Source organism: Vibrio rumoiensis (assembly GCF_002218045.2).
GTDB classification, from domain to species: Bacteria; Pseudomonadota; Gammaproteobacteria; order Enterobacterales; family Vibrionaceae; genus Vibrio; species Vibrio rumoiensis.
Genome location: NZ_AP018686.1, coordinates 821403 through 835502 on the forward strand (window position 1 = coordinate 821403; position 14100 = coordinate 835502).

General features: G+C 40.4%; 14 protein-coding genes. 4 read left to right on the plus strand and 10 right to left on the minus strand.

Annotated features, from left to right (window positions below; translation table 11 throughout):
* The first annotated feature begins 375 nt into the window (after positions 1–375).
* Positions 376–1653 (plus strand): YjiH family protein, encoded by a 1278-nt coding sequence (locus VRUMOI_RS16155; RefSeq protein WP_231897563.1) that lies wholly within the window; start codon positions 376–378, stop codon positions 1651–1653.
* 109 nt (positions 1654–1762) lie between these two features.
* Here VRUMOI_RS16155 and VRUMOI_RS16160 read toward each other — a convergent pair whose 3' ends face one another.
* The 3 genes from VRUMOI_RS16160 to VRUMOI_RS16170 all read right to left on the minus strand — a co-directional run bounded on the left by VRUMOI_RS16160 (position 1763) and on the right by VRUMOI_RS16170 (position 4132).
* The gene (locus VRUMOI_RS16160) at positions 1763–2158 is read right to left on the minus strand and encodes a YgiW/YdeI family stress tolerance OB fold protein (protein ID WP_089138524.1); all 396 of its coding nucleotides are present in this window, start codon (positions 2156–2158) and stop codon (positions 1763–1765) included.
* Positions 2159–2253: 95 nt separating this feature from the next.
* Positions 2254–3468, minus strand: a complete 1215-nt coding sequence (locus VRUMOI_RS16165; protein WP_089138523.1) for a sensor histidine kinase — start codon at positions 3466–3468, stop codon at positions 2254–2256.
* Positions 3461–4132, minus strand: a complete 672-nt coding sequence (locus VRUMOI_RS16170) for a response regulator transcription factor (RefSeq protein WP_089138522.1) — start codon at positions 4130–4132, stop codon at positions 3461–3463. The genes VRUMOI_RS16165 and VRUMOI_RS16170 overlap by 8 nt, the downstream gene beginning before the upstream one ends.
* A gap of 122 nt (positions 4133–4254) precedes the next feature.
* Between VRUMOI_RS16170 and VRUMOI_RS16175 the strand changes: the two genes are divergently transcribed.
* Positions 4255–5598 (plus strand): DUF5666 domain-containing protein, encoded by a 1344-nt coding sequence (locus VRUMOI_RS16175; protein ID WP_089138521.1) that lies wholly within the window; start codon positions 4255–4257, stop codon positions 5596–5598.
* A gap of 70 nt (positions 5599–5668) precedes the next feature.
* Here VRUMOI_RS16175 and VRUMOI_RS16180 read toward each other — a convergent pair whose 3' ends face one another.
* The 3 genes from VRUMOI_RS16180 to VRUMOI_RS16190 all read right to left on the minus strand — a co-directional run bounded on the left by VRUMOI_RS16180 (position 5669) and on the right by VRUMOI_RS16190 (position 7351).
* Positions 5669–6067: a DUF1090 domain-containing protein gene (locus VRUMOI_RS16180; protein WP_089138520.1), complete on the minus strand. Its 399-nt coding sequence runs from the start codon at positions 6065–6067 to the stop codon at positions 5669–5671.
* 152 nt (positions 6068–6219) lie between these two features.
* Entirely contained in the window at positions 6220–6918 is a 699-nt protein-coding gene (locus tag VRUMOI_RS16185) for an LrgB family protein (RefSeq protein ID WP_089138519.1), read from the minus strand.
* Between the two features lies 1 nt (position 6919).
* On the minus strand, positions 6920–7351 hold the full coding sequence (locus tag VRUMOI_RS16190; RefSeq protein WP_089138518.1) for a CidA/LrgA family protein: 432 nt from the start codon (positions 7349–7351) through the stop codon (positions 6920–6922).
* A gap of 123 nt (positions 7352–7474) precedes the next feature.
* Between VRUMOI_RS16190 and VRUMOI_RS16195 the strand changes: the two genes are divergently transcribed.
* Positions 7475–8359 carry a LysR family transcriptional regulator gene (locus VRUMOI_RS16195; RefSeq protein ID WP_089138517.1) on the plus strand — a complete coding sequence of 295 codons (885 nt, stop codon included), beginning with the start codon at positions 7475–7477 and terminating at the stop codon, positions 8357–8359.
* A gap of 124 nt (positions 8360–8483) precedes the next feature.
* Here the strand turns inward: VRUMOI_RS16195 and VRUMOI_RS16200 are convergent, their stop codons facing one another.
* The 4 genes from VRUMOI_RS16200 to VRUMOI_RS16215 all read right to left on the minus strand — a co-directional run bounded on the left by VRUMOI_RS16200 (position 8484) and on the right by VRUMOI_RS16215 (position 11384).
* The gene (locus VRUMOI_RS16200) at positions 8484–8753 is read right to left on the minus strand and encodes a hypothetical protein (RefSeq protein WP_162598441.1); all 270 of its coding nucleotides are present in this window, start codon (positions 8751–8753) and stop codon (positions 8484–8486) included.
* Between the two features lie 347 nt (positions 8754–9100).
* Positions 9101–10144, minus strand: a complete 1044-nt coding sequence (locus VRUMOI_RS16205) for a GMP reductase (RefSeq protein WP_089138515.1) — start codon at positions 10142–10144, stop codon at positions 9101–9103.
* A 288-nt stretch (positions 10145–10432) separates the two neighbouring features.
* On the minus strand, positions 10433–10666 hold the full coding sequence (locus tag VRUMOI_RS16210) for a hypothetical protein (RefSeq protein ID WP_089138514.1): 234 nt from the start codon (positions 10664–10666) through the stop codon (positions 10433–10435).
* A gap of 181 nt (positions 10667–10847) precedes the next feature.
* Positions 10848–11384: a DUF3332 domain-containing protein gene (locus VRUMOI_RS16215; RefSeq protein ID WP_089138513.1), complete on the minus strand. Its 537-nt coding sequence runs from the start codon at positions 11382–11384 to the stop codon at positions 10848–10850.
* Between the two features lie 328 nt (positions 11385–11712).
* Between VRUMOI_RS16215 and VRUMOI_RS16220 the strand changes: the two genes are divergently transcribed.
* Positions 11713–14082, plus strand: coding sequence for a fatty acid cis/trans isomerase (locus tag VRUMOI_RS16220; protein WP_089138512.1), 2370 nt, complete (start codon positions 11713–11715; stop codon positions 14080–14082).
* Positions 14083–14100 lie beyond the last annotated feature (18 nt).

Below are 14100 nucleotides of genomic sequence, written 5' to 3' on the forward strand. Positions count from 1 at the left end.
CCAAACTTAACACCTAAACCTCGCCTTATAAAAAAGGGATATTGACCACTGAACAAGCGGTTTGAATGAAAATACACCGCTCTATTATTCAGCATGATACTTGAGCTCTTTATGCGCCACTTTTCTCTCAAAAAATTGCCGTTTCCCTATTTCACTTTGATTAGAAAATCGGTATTCTTGCCGCCATTGAATAAATCATGGATTGATAGTGAATAGTTATGCGAAGGATTGCGTAATTTTTAAGCATTACCATTTGAGAGCATAATGAACGATTCTTCAAAACTAGCGGGTAACGCTAAGGTTGAAAAAACAACCTACCCAGTAAAAACTTACCTTACCTTTATTATTCCATCTTTGATCGGTTTGTTTTTATTCATGGCCCCGCTCAGCTATCAAGGCTCATACACGATTCCTGTAGCAATCTTGGCAAAATCCCTACAAGCGACCATTAGCGGTAGCATCATTGAAGTCATTACGATGGTTATTGCGTTTATGGCCGTGATCACTACTTTGTATAAATTGGTTCAACCTTCATTTATTAAAAACAACGCCTTCTTACATGCTTTGCTGACGCCATCATTAATTTGGTTTGTCGTGCGAATCCTAGGTGGCGTCGCTGCGATTATGGCGTTTTACCATGTGGGTCCTGAAATGGTTTGGGAAGAAAATACAGGAGGAATGGTACTTAGTGGCCTATTACCTACCTTATTCTGTGTTTTCATTTTTGCCGGTATGCTTTTGCCTCTACTGCTTAACTTTGGCTTGCTTGAACTGTTTGGCACGCTATTAAGTAAAGTGATGCGTCCTATCTTTAACCTACCAGGACGTTCAGCTATTGATTGTATGGCTTCTTGGTTAGGTGATGGCTCGGTTGGTATCTTGCTAACAAGCAAACAATATGAAGATAAGTTTTATACTCAACGAGAAGCGGCGATTGTCGGTACGACTTTCTCTGCGGTGTCGATTACTTTCAGCTTGGTGGTTATCGCGCAAGTTAACCTTGAGCATCTGTTCATTCCATTTTATGGCGCGGTTTGTTTAGCCGGTCTTGTGGCGGCAATCATCTTGCCACGCATTCCACCACTACGCTGGAAAAAAGACACTTTCATTGATGGTTCAGTGCCAGATATGAAAGCAGATGATTTACCAGCAGGACACAGCAACTTCTCTTGGGGCATGCATTTAGCGCTAACTAAAGCGGACAATGTTGGCTCGTTGCATAAAGTACTTATTGAAGGGATTAAAAATGCCATTGATATGGTGTTTGGCGTATTACCTGTCGTGATGGCGTTAGGTACTGGTGCTCTTATAATTGCAGAACACAGCTCACTGTTCGAAATCCTTGGCCAGCCATTTATTCCTTACTTAAAGCTATTAGGTCTGCCTGAAGCCGTTGCTGCTTCACAAACCATTGTGGTCGGTTTTGCCGATATGTTTATTCCAGCGATTCTTGCTGCTCCGATCCACAGTGATATGACCCGCTTTGTGATTGCGGCAATGTCGGTCACCCAGCTGATTTATATGTCTGAAGTGGGCGCTCTACTGTTAGGCAGTAAAATCCCAGTAACCTTATTGGAATTGTTCGTGATCTTTATTTTACGAACCCTCATTACCCTACCAGTGATTGTTGGCGTTGCGCATTTGATTTTTTAATCATTCAACACATTGACGATCAATACAAAGAAGCCTGCATCGAGTGTGGTGCAGGCTTCTTTTATTTAGTTTTGATGTTTATTTTAATTCTGGCTACTTCACTTCTCGTTTATTGAACTTCTAAGCTATCCACATCGATGGTTAGGCTGTTCCAGTCTTTATCTACTTCACCACGTAGTACCACGGTATGTTCCGTTGTTACCGTCCGACCATGCCATTTGTCATGATCAATTTCTACGGTAATGTCGCCCGTTGAATCAGCAAAGATATAATCTTCATCACCTAATGAGCTTTTAATTTTACCTGTTAACACTACTTTGGCGTCATCACTGGCCTCTTTGGCCGCTTTAATCGTTTCAATAACGGCAGTGCCATGACGCGGCCCTTGGAAACCACCTTGAGAAGAACTTTCACTCTTCATCGCTGGAGAAACCACTTCAGCCATGGCGAGAGAAGGAATGGAAATTAATGCTGCAAGCGAAAGAGTTGATAGTGTCTTTTTCATGATTCTTCACCTTTGATTGTCGGTTTGTTGCATCGATGAGAAACAATATATTCGAGCAAGCGTGAAAAAATCGTGAAGATCACATTTTCCCCTCTTCACCCAAACACCACCTTCGCCTTAAATAACTTACCGTCATTGTCGGTGTTGAAGTCCCAGTCCATCCGAGTGCATATGCGTTCAATAATGGCTAAACCACAACCGTAACCTGAATTATGCATATCATTGCCATCATGTTGATTTGTTATAACCAACGTTTTCTCGGTTAGCTCAATCACAATATCGCCAATGCTATAACTAAATGCATTTTTTAATAAGTTCGCCATCACAATATCAATAAAGCTGGATGGTGCTTCAATTGAGCTTGGGTGCTTTTCTTTTAACTCATACGTCGCATCTTGTTTAGCAAAATGTTCTGCCATATTCGATAGCACCGTTTTAATATGCTCAGATAATGATTCGTTATTAATATGGTGTGACTCGATGTCTTCTTTACCCAATAACAAAAACGCTTCTGTCAGTATTTGCATTTGATTGCCGGCATATTCAATCCGCGCTACGGCTTTATTGGCAACTCGAGGCATATCTGGCACTTTTTTCAATAATTCAGTTGAGCCTTTTATCACCATAATTGGCGTTCTTAACTCATGAGAAGCAAAGCGGCTAAATTCTTGCTCACGCTGAAAATAGGCAGAAATTTTGGCTTTATTATCTAATAGTGTGTATTCGATACTTCGGGTTTCTTTATAAGGTGTATCGACTTCAAAGTCTGGCTTATCGGGAGCCATCGCCTTGATTTTTTCTTCAATTTGAATGAGGGGACGTGAAAATAAACGCACAAAATACAAGCCATATGCTATCACCGCGATGAGAAAAACAGCGCCAACTAAAAAGGTAATGAGGTGTAAATTGTCTTCGTAGTCATCCAGATAATCATCAGCATCATCTTGAAAAACCACATATAACCAACCACTGCCAGATGGATGCTTGGTCACCAGAAAGTGTTTGTCTTCTGGGCCAAGTTGTTCTTCAAAGAAGCCAGAGGTTTGATAAGGGTCTAACCACTCTGGATGCTCTTCTCTTGACCAATAAGTATCGAGTTCTTGCGGGTCAGGCTTTTCCGCTTTAAAACCATAACGCTGATAATTATTTAAATACTCTTGTGTTTCGGTTGAGAGCCGGTGTTCTAAACTGATCACTTCTAAGCGGTCTTGCGCAAAATAAATCAGCCCCCAAAATAGCAGGAACATCACGCTAGTCAGTACGATAAACGTCATGCGGATCTTTTTAAAGAAACTTGGCGCATTAGTCATTTTTCAATCGATATCCTTGACCATGTAAGGTTTCTAAACGGCTAGTATCAAAACCTTTATCCAATGCGCTTCTTAGACCATAAATATGGCTGCGCAATGAATCGCTTGATGGACTCTCCTCTCCCCATACTTCAGAAATCACCGCCTCTTTAGAGACAACCGCAGGCGCATGTTTGAGTAATAATTTAAAAATAGTTCGCTGAATTTTACTTAATTTAATCGGCTGGCCCGAACGGGTCACTTCATTGGTTTGTATGTTCATAGTGAGATCCGCGAAGCTTACATTGCCCACATCTAATCTAGGTCCACGACGATGCAGTGCTTGCAAACGTAAACACAGTTCTTCCATTGCAAAAGGTTTATTAAGGAAATCATCACCACCAGAATTAAACGCTTCAATCTTATCGTTCAGAGTATCTTTGGCGGTTAGGAACAAAATAGGGGTATTACAAAATAATTCTTCACGCAGTTTTTTAACGGTACTGATACCATCCATCTTGGGCATCATAATATCCATCACAATCACGTCATAATGATTCTCTTCGATCAGCTTTAACGCACTCTCCCCATGGTAAGCACAATCCGCTACGATCCCTTCAAGCTCTAAATAATCCATGATGGTTTCTACTACGCTATGGGTATCATCCACAATTAAGACTTTCATGATAAAAATACACCTTTCTGACTTTTTTCATTAATTTCTTCACGCTTTCTTTACGCTTGCCTAATTAAGATACCTGCAAATCAATCATTCCTACAGTACAAATATAAAAAATAGGGTTTATCATGAAAAAGACATTTTTATGCTTATCGGTTGCCGCTCTCCTATCCGCGTGTGGTGGCAGTGGTAGTGATAACGACTCATCAAACAATGGCAATACTTATTCAACGCCTCAAAAACTTACGGGGACCGTTACTGAGATTTCAGAGCGAACCATTACCGTGAATGGCTTTGAGCTTGGTGCCGCTCAAGCCGAAATTGAATATGACAACAACAGATTAAATTTAACTGACCTACAAAAAGGTATGCGTGTTGATGTAGAAACCAACCGCAACGGTGTGGCAACAGAAATCGAACTCGACCCTAGCCTAGTGGGTGAAGTCACGGCTGTAAACGCTGACACAATCACAGTAAATGGTACCGATATTCCAACGGCAACCAAAACTCGTGCCTATTCAGCGACAACTCAAGACAGCAGTGCGCCGTATCAAATCGGTGACTGGGTCTTAGTAGACGGTTATCTGGATAACAGTGGCCAATGGCAGGTTCTCGGTATTTATGACGCTTCTTTCATTCACAATAATGAAGCGGAAATTGAAGGCCCTATTTCATCATTAGACATAACAAACCGCACCTTTTATGTTGGACAAACTTTAGTTTCTTATGCTGGAGCGGTAGAAATCGATGACGACGAACCATTATCGGATGGGCTATGGGTGGAAGTTGAAGGTCGTTTTGACGGTACACAATTTACTGCCACGGAAATTGATATTGAAGACGATAATCAATACAGCTGCGCAGAATTAGAAGGGATTATCACTTGGGTTAACAATGAACAAACATCATTCGAGTTAAATGGCCGTACCAGTATTGCGATTACTGAGAAAACGGTATTTGACGATGGTATTGCGACCGATCTCGTCGAAGGTGCTCGCATTGAAGTAGAACTGATTAATGGTGCCTCTGGATTAGAAGCCACTGAAATCGAATTTGAAGATGGTTCAGGCTCAAATAACACCGCCAGCAATAGCAAAAAGTTTGCGCTTTCAGGAACGGCAACCTGGACAACAAATACTTCATTTACCATTAATGGCTTTGATTTTACCACTAACAGCCGCACCCAATTTGAAGACCGCTTAACGATGGCGACAATAGATGGTGTGGAGATTGACATTGAAGGTATCGAATCAACCGATACAAACGGCAATACTATCTACCTAGTTAAAGAAGTAGAAGCGTTAGAGGCGAATGATAATGAAATCGACCTAGAAGGCGTGATCAGCAACGGTACACTTTGGGGCTATATTAATACCGATGGTTCATTTGGTTCAGAAGGCTCACGTATTGATGTGGAATGCCGAGTAATCGCGCTTAATAACGAAGTATCTCATTGTCAAAACGATAATTAATATTAACCTTTAACCAATAATAATGGCGCAGAAAGTCTCCCTTCTGCGCCATTTTGGTATTCACATTATATTATTTCAATTTTAATAGCTCAGCTTGTAGCGCTTTAAGCTTTTCTTGATCCTCTGCAACTCTCTGCTGATATTTTTCGACTTTATCCGCTTCTTGATCTTGCATTGCTTCTTTTAAGTCATCTTGATGTTCAGCTAAATCATCTTTAATGTCAGCAATCTCGTCTTGTAAATCGTCTTTGAGACCACCTACGGTACAGTGTTCTTTAACATTATTCAGAGCTTTGGTTAACCCTTGTACCTTGTTGACATTATTGTTTTGTTTGGCGTATTCCAACTGTTTTTCAATGTGACAAACTTTCGCTTCACACCCGGTTAAATCTTCACAATTTTGAGCCGCGCTGACATTCAAACTCGCCAAAAGGCTCAATGTAGAAGTGATCATTAATGCTGTTTTCATACGGTTATTCCTAAACGTGTTGAGAAGATCTTACTATAGCTAAAATCTTACTATAGCTAAAATCTATCATTAATAAATTCAAACTGTTTAAAATTAACAGAAATAATACGTTGTCATTTATGACTTTATCCCAATGTATTTATCACCATTTTTCACCAAAAAATAGGACCGACCCAAGGCGCGATAAGCACGGTGACCACACCTGCAATCATCATCACCATACTGGCAACGACACCTTCAGAACTACCGATCTGATAGGCTTTGGCCGTCCCCGCACCATGAGATGAAGCACCGAGACTGGCTCCTTTACCTAGATGTGAACGAATCGCAAGCAGCGCTAATATGGATTCTCCTACCGCCATTCCAATCACACCAGTTATCACGACAAATAAAGCCGTAAGATCCGCTTGTCCCCCCACCGATTTAGTTGCCTCGATAGCAAAAGGAGTAGTGATTGAGCGCATAGCCAAACTACGTTGCAATAACTCTGATAAGTGAAAGAACTGAGCCAATAACACCGTACTACCAACCGCGGCCACAACAGACACGCACACCCCTATCGACATTGATAGCCAGTGGCGGGCAATCAACTGACGGTTATCATAAACTGGAATAGCAAATGCCACCGTTGCTGGCCCCAACATCCATAATAACCAATGGGAATCACTCATATAAGTTTGATAAGGAATCTCTAAACCAATCACCAACAAAATCAGTAACAGCGGTGCTAACATCAATGGCATAAACAATAAAATGGGTTTGCGTTGGTAGCAATATTTACTGAAATAATAAAAAGCTACCGTCATGAAAAAACATAACAAGCCCAAACCATAGTGCCTCCAAACGTCCATTTTAATGCTCCACTTTGACAAGGGTTGAGGCATGTGTATTGACTAAACGGTTAGATTTTCGGCGAGCCAATTTCAATTCAAATCGATAAACACGATCCACAACCAAAGAGGTAACAGCAATCACCAAGATGGTACTAATAAAAAGCACAGCTAAAATCTTCATCCCATCATTGATAACAAGATCTGGGTATTTCACTACCGCAATCACTGCCGGCACAAAAAATAATAGCATTTCAGAGAGTAACCACGTCGCGCCACTACGTAACCAATTGACATTAATAACTTTCGTAAATAACAACATTAACAGCAGCAACATCCCTGTTAAGTTCGCAGGAATGGGTAAATGAAACTGCTGAACAAGCTTATCGGACAGCATCCAAATACAAGAAAAGACAACCACTTGAAATAAGGTAAAAAAGTGACGTTTTAACATCTTTATTAATCCACAATAATAACGAACCGCCATTATAATCCCGACTAAAACCATCAAAAAATGAATTTTTATTATCAAAATTATGCCAAAATGGAATGGTTTAATTTAACAGAGGTAAGCCACATGGACATTAAAGCACTGCGTTATTTCGTTACTCTGATCCAACAAAATAGCTTTACTAAAGCCTCTGAAACACTTTTCGTGACACAACCAACCATTAGTAAAATGATCAAAAACCTTGAGCAATCATTAGGCCAACCATTAATTCACCGAGAAGGAAGACGATTTTGGCTAACGCCAGCGGGGGATGTTGTCTATAACCGAGCGCTGCAAATACTGGAATCAATGGGACAAATACAGTCTGAGTTAGAAGACTTAGATCAATTGCAACGAGGTCAGTTGCGTTTAGGTATTCCACCGATGGTCGGACATTTATATGCAAATTTAATTCGAAACTATAAGCAGCAATACCCAAATGTCGAACTCACCATCGTAGAATATGGCGGTAAAAGAATCGAACAGGCATTATTAAATGGCGATATTGATGTGGCATTAACCATGCTCGATAGCAGTAACGAGGAAATACTCGCTCAGTTGCCACTGGATAATTACCCCATTCACGCCATCGTACCCAATATTGAAAAATGGCAAACTTCAGAATTACTTGACTGGAAATCGCTAGAACAAGAACCTTTTTACATTTACACCAAAGAATTCACCTTAAGCGAGTTTATTGAGCAACGCTGCCAACAAGCAGGGTTTTCGCCTTTAATTTCGGCTAGAAGTAGCCAATGGGATTTTCTCGTTGCATTGGTCAAAAGTGGTCATGGTGTCACCTTTTTACCACAACCGCTTTGCCATCGAGTAAAAGATGATGGTCTATTAGTGAAACCCATGAACCAAACGATGAACTGGTCACTAGGGCTTATTTGGCACTCAGAGCGATACATTCCCAAAGCCGCTCAAGCATGGATTGATTTATGCCGACAATCTGTCGCGATTCAATAATAAAACATCAAAACGAAAAAAGTACCCAACGACATTATCGCGGGTACTTAATTCTTTATCTTGCTAGGCAACGCCAAACGTTAAGCTTGGTAATATTTTACTTTCATTCTAAAGTCTAGTGTCATCAGCAGCATGCAGTCATCATGTTCGCGACCATTTCATGTGCACTTTTGGGCATTGGCTTGATTTCACTTAAATATTCGTGGATTTCTTTCGGTGTTAATGTGCAACCGCGATCAGTAAAATGCATGATTTGATAAGTGGTAGCGATTTTCGAAATAGTGAATTCATCACGACCAGGTGAAAATGGAGAAAACATCCAACGTAAGTTCGCAACTTGCTCTTGAGTTGCATATTCTTCTTTTAATTTGAACTGGTAGACATTTGTCATCATGCTGATCCTTTTATCTCTTTTTCTCACTGCACAGAAACTACCGCAGTAACCTTACTATTTATCACTGACCTATAACCTAAGCGGTTAGGATTAAGCGTATCTTTGCATCTCCATAATAATAGTAACACAAAATACTGGTTAAATATACAGTATAAATTTACAGTTTGTCTAATGTTATTTAAATGAAAATACACAAGGAATGTTGGCTCAAATCCTATCGTCATTTCATCACCACTTTCGATCTTTAGGCACAAAAAAGGCCGCTTTAAAGAGCGGCCATTTAGTGGTCTTACATTTTATTCGTAGAGATTATGCAGGTCCATCAACTCTATTCTCGTCCGTAAGCCCTATTCTCTTCCATAAACATTATTCTCTTGCTCTTGCACACGAATAAAAGTTGTACGCTTAGTTAGCTCTTTTAACTTAGCCGCGCCAACGTAGGTGCAGGTTGAGCGCACACCACCAAGAATATCAGAGATGGTATCATGCACGGTTCCACGGAATGGGATCAGTACTGTTTTACCTTCAGCTGCGCGATACTTCGCGACACCACCAGAGTGCTTCTTCATAGCTGACTGTGAAGACATTCCGTAGAATTTCATGAAGGTTTTGCCGTCTTTCTCAATACGCTCACCGCCTGACTCTTCGTGACCAGCAAGCATACCGCCAAGCATTACGAAATCAGCACCGCCACCAAAGGCTTTCGATACATCACCGGCACATGTACAACCACCGTCACCGATGATCATGCCACCTAGGCCGTGTGCCGCATCGCCACATTCAATGATGGCAGAAAGCTGAGGATAACCAACGCCCGTTTTCACGCGAGTCGTACATACAGAACCTGGGCCAATACCCACTTTAACGATATCCGCACCCGCTAGAATCAACTCTTCAACCATGTCGCCTGTGACTACGTTACCCGCGCTGATGACTTTGTTCGGGAATTCAGCACGGACTTTCGTCACGTAATCCACTAAGTGCTCAGAGTAACCATTCGCGATATCGATGCAGATAAAGATCAAATCATCGCTCATTGCCATGATGTCTTTCGTTTTTTGAAAATCTGCTTCTGAAGTACCAGTGGATACCATCGCGTTATTTAGTACGCTCGCATCATTTGATTCGATAAAACCTTTCCAGTCTTCTACTGAGTAATGTTTATGAATCGCCGTCATTACGTTATGTTCTGATAATGCTTTCGCCATATCGAAACTGCCCACAGAATCCATATTTGCCGCAATAACAGGTACACCTGACCATTGACGTCCGCTGTGCTTAAACGTAAAATCGCGGGTTAAATTTACTTGAGAACGACTTTTTAATGTTGAACGCTTCGGGCGGAATAACACATCTTTAAAGCCTAACTTAAGTTCTTGTTCGATACGCATAATGCAAATTTCCTTAATTACATAGAATGTATGCGTCCTTTTGGCGCAGCAATCGTGTATCTGTTGCATGCGAGATGAATACTTTGGCAGAAGTGCTCACCTGTATTTCGGACACAAAAAAACCGGAGCGTTGGCAGACGCTCCGGTTTTCAGCATTATAGGCTGTGATTTTTTTATTGCTAGTCTGCTATTTTAAATTTTTTTGTGATACCTTACACCAGATAGCAACTCAAAAACTGACTATTCAGTCAACACCAAAGAACACAAAAAATCTTAATTATCATGGTGTTATGGGTAAAAGGTAAGTATTCCCACCCTTAAAACTGCCGCAAAAAGCAACAAACTAATACCCAATTTATAAAATTTAAATTCATGTACGGTCATATCGACCCGCTTATAAAACACCGTTATAACTCCTTTCCAATCTTGGCTACGCTTTCCGTATTCATATAAGCTGAATAACACGCCACCAATACCTATCAACAATAATACTTTCTCTACCCCGACCAAAAGCATTTCCATATGTTCTCCTTTAGCCATAATCGCTCTTGCAATTGACTATGCAGGGTTTTCTCTAAAAGATCTGTAGAACTAAAGTCGAATTCAACCAAGCTTGGGATTTAACGCATAAAAAAAGAGCCGATCAAATTGATCGACTCTAAATATATTATCGGTTTAGCTGAAATTGCTAAAAAGGGGAAGATTAAAGTTGAGCAGACGCTACGTAATCTTGTAATTCTTGAACGCTAACAGTTGTAATTAGTTCGTTGTTTGCGTAAAACGCAACAGCATCACCTGTTTTCACGCCACGCAGTGTTTTTTGAGTGCCGTTTACGTAAGAAACGTTCATTTCAAGTGTGTTGTTGTCGATTTTTTGGATAGTTGTGTTTTCGATGTCAGCATTGTTAGCTTGAACTGGAGCACCAGTTAGAGAGCTATCTACTTTATCATTCACTTTTAACCAAGCTTCAACACTTGTATCAACAAGCGCAGGAGATTTGTTAGTGATGATGTTTTTACCAGTCCAAAACTCAATTGAGTTGAAGATGAATAAATCGGCTATAGATGCGATACCGTAAACTGGGCTGAGAAGAAGAAAAACGCCTTCACGTGCATAACGGTTATCAACGGCCATCAAGTTAACTTTAGTTACTAGACCAGTTACACCCATTTGACCCATACAGCCACTTAGAGTTGTAACACCAAGAGCTGCTACGATCGCTATTTTCAACTTTTTCATAATATATACTCGCTTTATGTTTTTAGAAGTGCCTTGTAAACTTAGCACACTGCGAAGAATACAATAAACTTTTTTACCTTACTTTTGAAGTAAGTAGCGATAAAACAACGAAAATACTTACATATAAAACCACACCTATAAATATTACAACCGGATGGCAATTTAATTATTCAAGATATTGATTTATTTTAATTTTATCTTAACCTTAATCCCCATTAACTTATACATATGAATAAGTGTCATCCATGGTTTCTTTTTCTATCTGTGTACTATTTTGCTACTCTTGTTAACAAAGTACTTAATTAGATAGATTTTCACTGGTATCCATATGAAATTAAAACGCCTATCTCTTCTATTTTTAATAACTCTATTTTCTGGTTGTGCTGTCTATACTGGACTAAATTACGATAATCTCTTCGGTAAGGCCGAAGTTCAAGATAGAACGCCAGAATACAACAGTAAAGCCGCTCAGCACTTTGTAAATGAAATCAAACCGATTCTAGATAACCGCTGTGTGGTTTGCCATGCCTGTTATGACGCCCCTTGCCAGTTAAAATTATCGTCGGTTGAAGGCATCGATCGTGGTGCCAATAAAAGCTTAGTTTATGAAGGTACGAGATTAACGGCCTCAAACCCAACTCGATTATTTGAAGATGCACAAACAACTCAGCAATGGCGGGATATTGGTTTTCATCCAGTGCTTAATGAACGCTCGCAAATTCCAGAAGCTAACTTAGAAGCGGGTTTAGTTGCTCGCTTATTAGAACAAAAACAAGCGCACCCATTGCCTAAACAAAAGCAATTAGAAGGCTTTGATTTTAATACTGACCGTGAACAGCAATGTCCAACCATTGAAAGCCTAGATCAGTATCAAGCCGATTACCCAACATGGGGAATGCCTTATGGTATGCCCGCGTTAAATAGCACCGAACACAATAAATTGATGGCATGGTTATCAAATGGTGCAACGATGACAGCGCATGCCCCTCTATCGAAAGCGCAGCAAGCCGAAGTAAAAAAATGGGAACGCTTTTTTAATGGTGACTCTTTAAAGCAGCAACTCACCAGTCGGTACATATACGAACACTTGTTCTTATCACATTTGTATTTTTCTGATCATCAAAAAGCATCAAAAGAAAGTCCAATCCAATTTTTTGCTTTAGTTCGTTCTAGTACACCGCCAGGCCAACCCGTTAACCGTATTGCAACTCGTCGTCCGTATGATGCCCCTAATGTCGATCGTGTGTATTACCGTTTAGTGGCCTACCCTGCCACCATTGTCGACAAAACCCATCAACCTTATGCTTTAGATGATAATAAACTGGCTCGTATCCAAGCACTCTTCATCAAGCCAAGCTATGAAGTAGAAGCATTACCAAGTTATGAACCAACAGTCGCGGCCAATCCAATGACCGCCTTTGCCGCCCTCCCCGTTGAGGCTCGTTATAACTTCATGTTGGACAATGCTCAAAATACCATTATGAGCTTTATTAAAGGCCCAGTATGCCGAGGGCAATTAGCACTTAATGTTATTAATGATCGTTTTTGGGTATTTTTTGTTGATCCCAAAACAGCCAAATTACCTGATGTAAAAGCGTTCTATGCCTCTCAACGAGATAACCTAAAATTACCATCGGAAAAACAGAGTAATGTTGTCCCACTGTATCAATGGGTAACCTACTCCGAGCAACAAGCTCGTTATTTAAAAGCCAAAACACAAGCCATGGATAATTGGTTTGAAAGTGGCTCTCACCTGACTACCGACCTCGTTTGGGATGGTGATGGAAAAAACCCTAATGCAGCACTGACTATATTTAGACACTTTGATAGTGCTTCGGTAGTACAAGGCTTAGTGGGCAAACCGCCGAAAACCGCTTGGATTATTGACTATGCCCTATTAGAGCGTATTCAATACTTATTAGTCGACGGTTTTGACGTATACGGTAATTTTGGCCACCAGCTGATGACTCGCATGTTTATGGATTTCTTACGTATGGAAGGGGAAGAAAACTTTTTATCCTTGCTACCAATAAAAGATCGCCATCAATTAATGGAAAGCTGGTACCAAGATCCTTCACCGCAATTGAGTGCGTTCATCCAACGAGATGTGAAAAAATTTGAGCAACCTACCAGTATTCAATATAAGACTGATAAGCCACAAGATGAATTGTATGCCATGCTGGAAAAACGTTTAGAGCCGGTGCTTGGTCATCGATACGAAATTCGCGATACCGGATTAACACCACAAAGCGAAGCTATCTTACGTAAAATTGATGATATTAAAGGAGAAGGGTTACGCCGAGTGCCTCAATTAGTTACCGTTCTCATTACCACGAATAGTGGGAAAGATCAGGTATTTACCCTAATTCATAATAATGCACATCGTAATATTTCAAGCTTATTTGATGAAGAAAGTAACCGTGATGTTGCCAATGATGACCTAACGTTTGTGAAAGGTGTCGTAGGTAGTTATCCTGCCGCGTTTATTCACTTACAAGAAAAAGACATTGCAGATTTTTATCAAGGTTTATCTACGATAAAAGAAGATCAAGACTACGTCACACTACTGGATAAATATGGAATTCGCCGTAGCGATCCTAACTTTTGGTCGTTCAGTGACAAACTACATCAATGGTATCAAAATGATCAGCCTATAGAATCCGGTTTACTCGATTATAATCGCTTCGAAAACCGATAACCTACGGCTAAATTACTA

Excerpts from the sequence above, each read along its gene's own strand:
- VRUMOI_RS16200 (WP_162598441.1), bottom strand. The coding sequence starts at position 8,753 with ATGATGACAAATGTCTACCAGTTCAAATTAAAAGAAGAATATGCAACT.
- VRUMOI_RS16170 (WP_089138522.1), bottom strand. The coding sequence starts at position 4,132 with ATGAAAGTCTTAATTGTGGATGATACCCATAGCGTAGTAGAAACCATC.
- VRUMOI_RS16220 (WP_089138512.1), top strand. The coding sequence starts at position 11,713 with ATGAAATTAAAACGCCTATCTCTTCTATTTTTAATAACTCTATTTTCT.
- VRUMOI_RS16180 (WP_089138520.1), bottom strand. The coding sequence starts at position 6,067 with ATGAAAACAGCATTAATGATCACTTCTACATTGAGCCTTTTGGCGAGT.
- VRUMOI_RS16185 (WP_089138519.1), bottom strand. The coding sequence starts at position 6,918 with ATGGACGTTTGGAGGCACTATGGTTTGGGCTTGTTATGTTTTTTCATG.
- VRUMOI_RS16190 (WP_089138518.1), bottom strand. The coding sequence starts at position 7,351 with ATGTTAAAACGTCACTTTTTTACCTTATTTCAAGTGGTTGTCTTTTCT.
- VRUMOI_RS16155 (WP_231897563.1), top strand. The coding sequence starts at position 376 with ATGGCCCCGCTCAGCTATCAAGGCTCATACACGATTCCTGTAGCAATC.
- VRUMOI_RS16165 (WP_089138523.1), bottom strand. The coding sequence starts at position 3,468 with ATGACTAATGCGCCAAGTTTCTTTAAAAAGATCCGCATGACGTTTATC.
- VRUMOI_RS16205 (WP_089138515.1), bottom strand. The coding sequence starts at position 10,144 with ATGCGTATCGAACAAGAACTTAAGTTAGGCTTTAAAGATGTGTTATTC.
- VRUMOI_RS16160 (WP_089138524.1), bottom strand. The coding sequence starts at position 2,158 with ATGAAAAAGACACTATCAACTCTTTCGCTTGCAGCATTAATTTCCATT.
- VRUMOI_RS16210 (WP_089138514.1), bottom strand. The coding sequence starts at position 10,666 with ATGGAAATGCTTTTGGTCGGGGTAGAGAAAGTATTATTGTTGATAGGT.
- VRUMOI_RS16215 (WP_089138513.1), bottom strand. The coding sequence starts at position 11,384 with ATGAAAAAGTTGAAAATAGCGATCGTAGCAGCTCTTGGTGTTACAACT.
- VRUMOI_RS16195 (WP_089138517.1), top strand. The coding sequence starts at position 7,475 with ATGGACATTAAAGCACTGCGTTATTTCGTTACTCTGATCCAACAAAAT.
- VRUMOI_RS16175 (WP_089138521.1), top strand. The coding sequence starts at position 4,255 with ATGAAAAAGACATTTTTATGCTTATCGGTTGCCGCTCTCCTATCCGCG.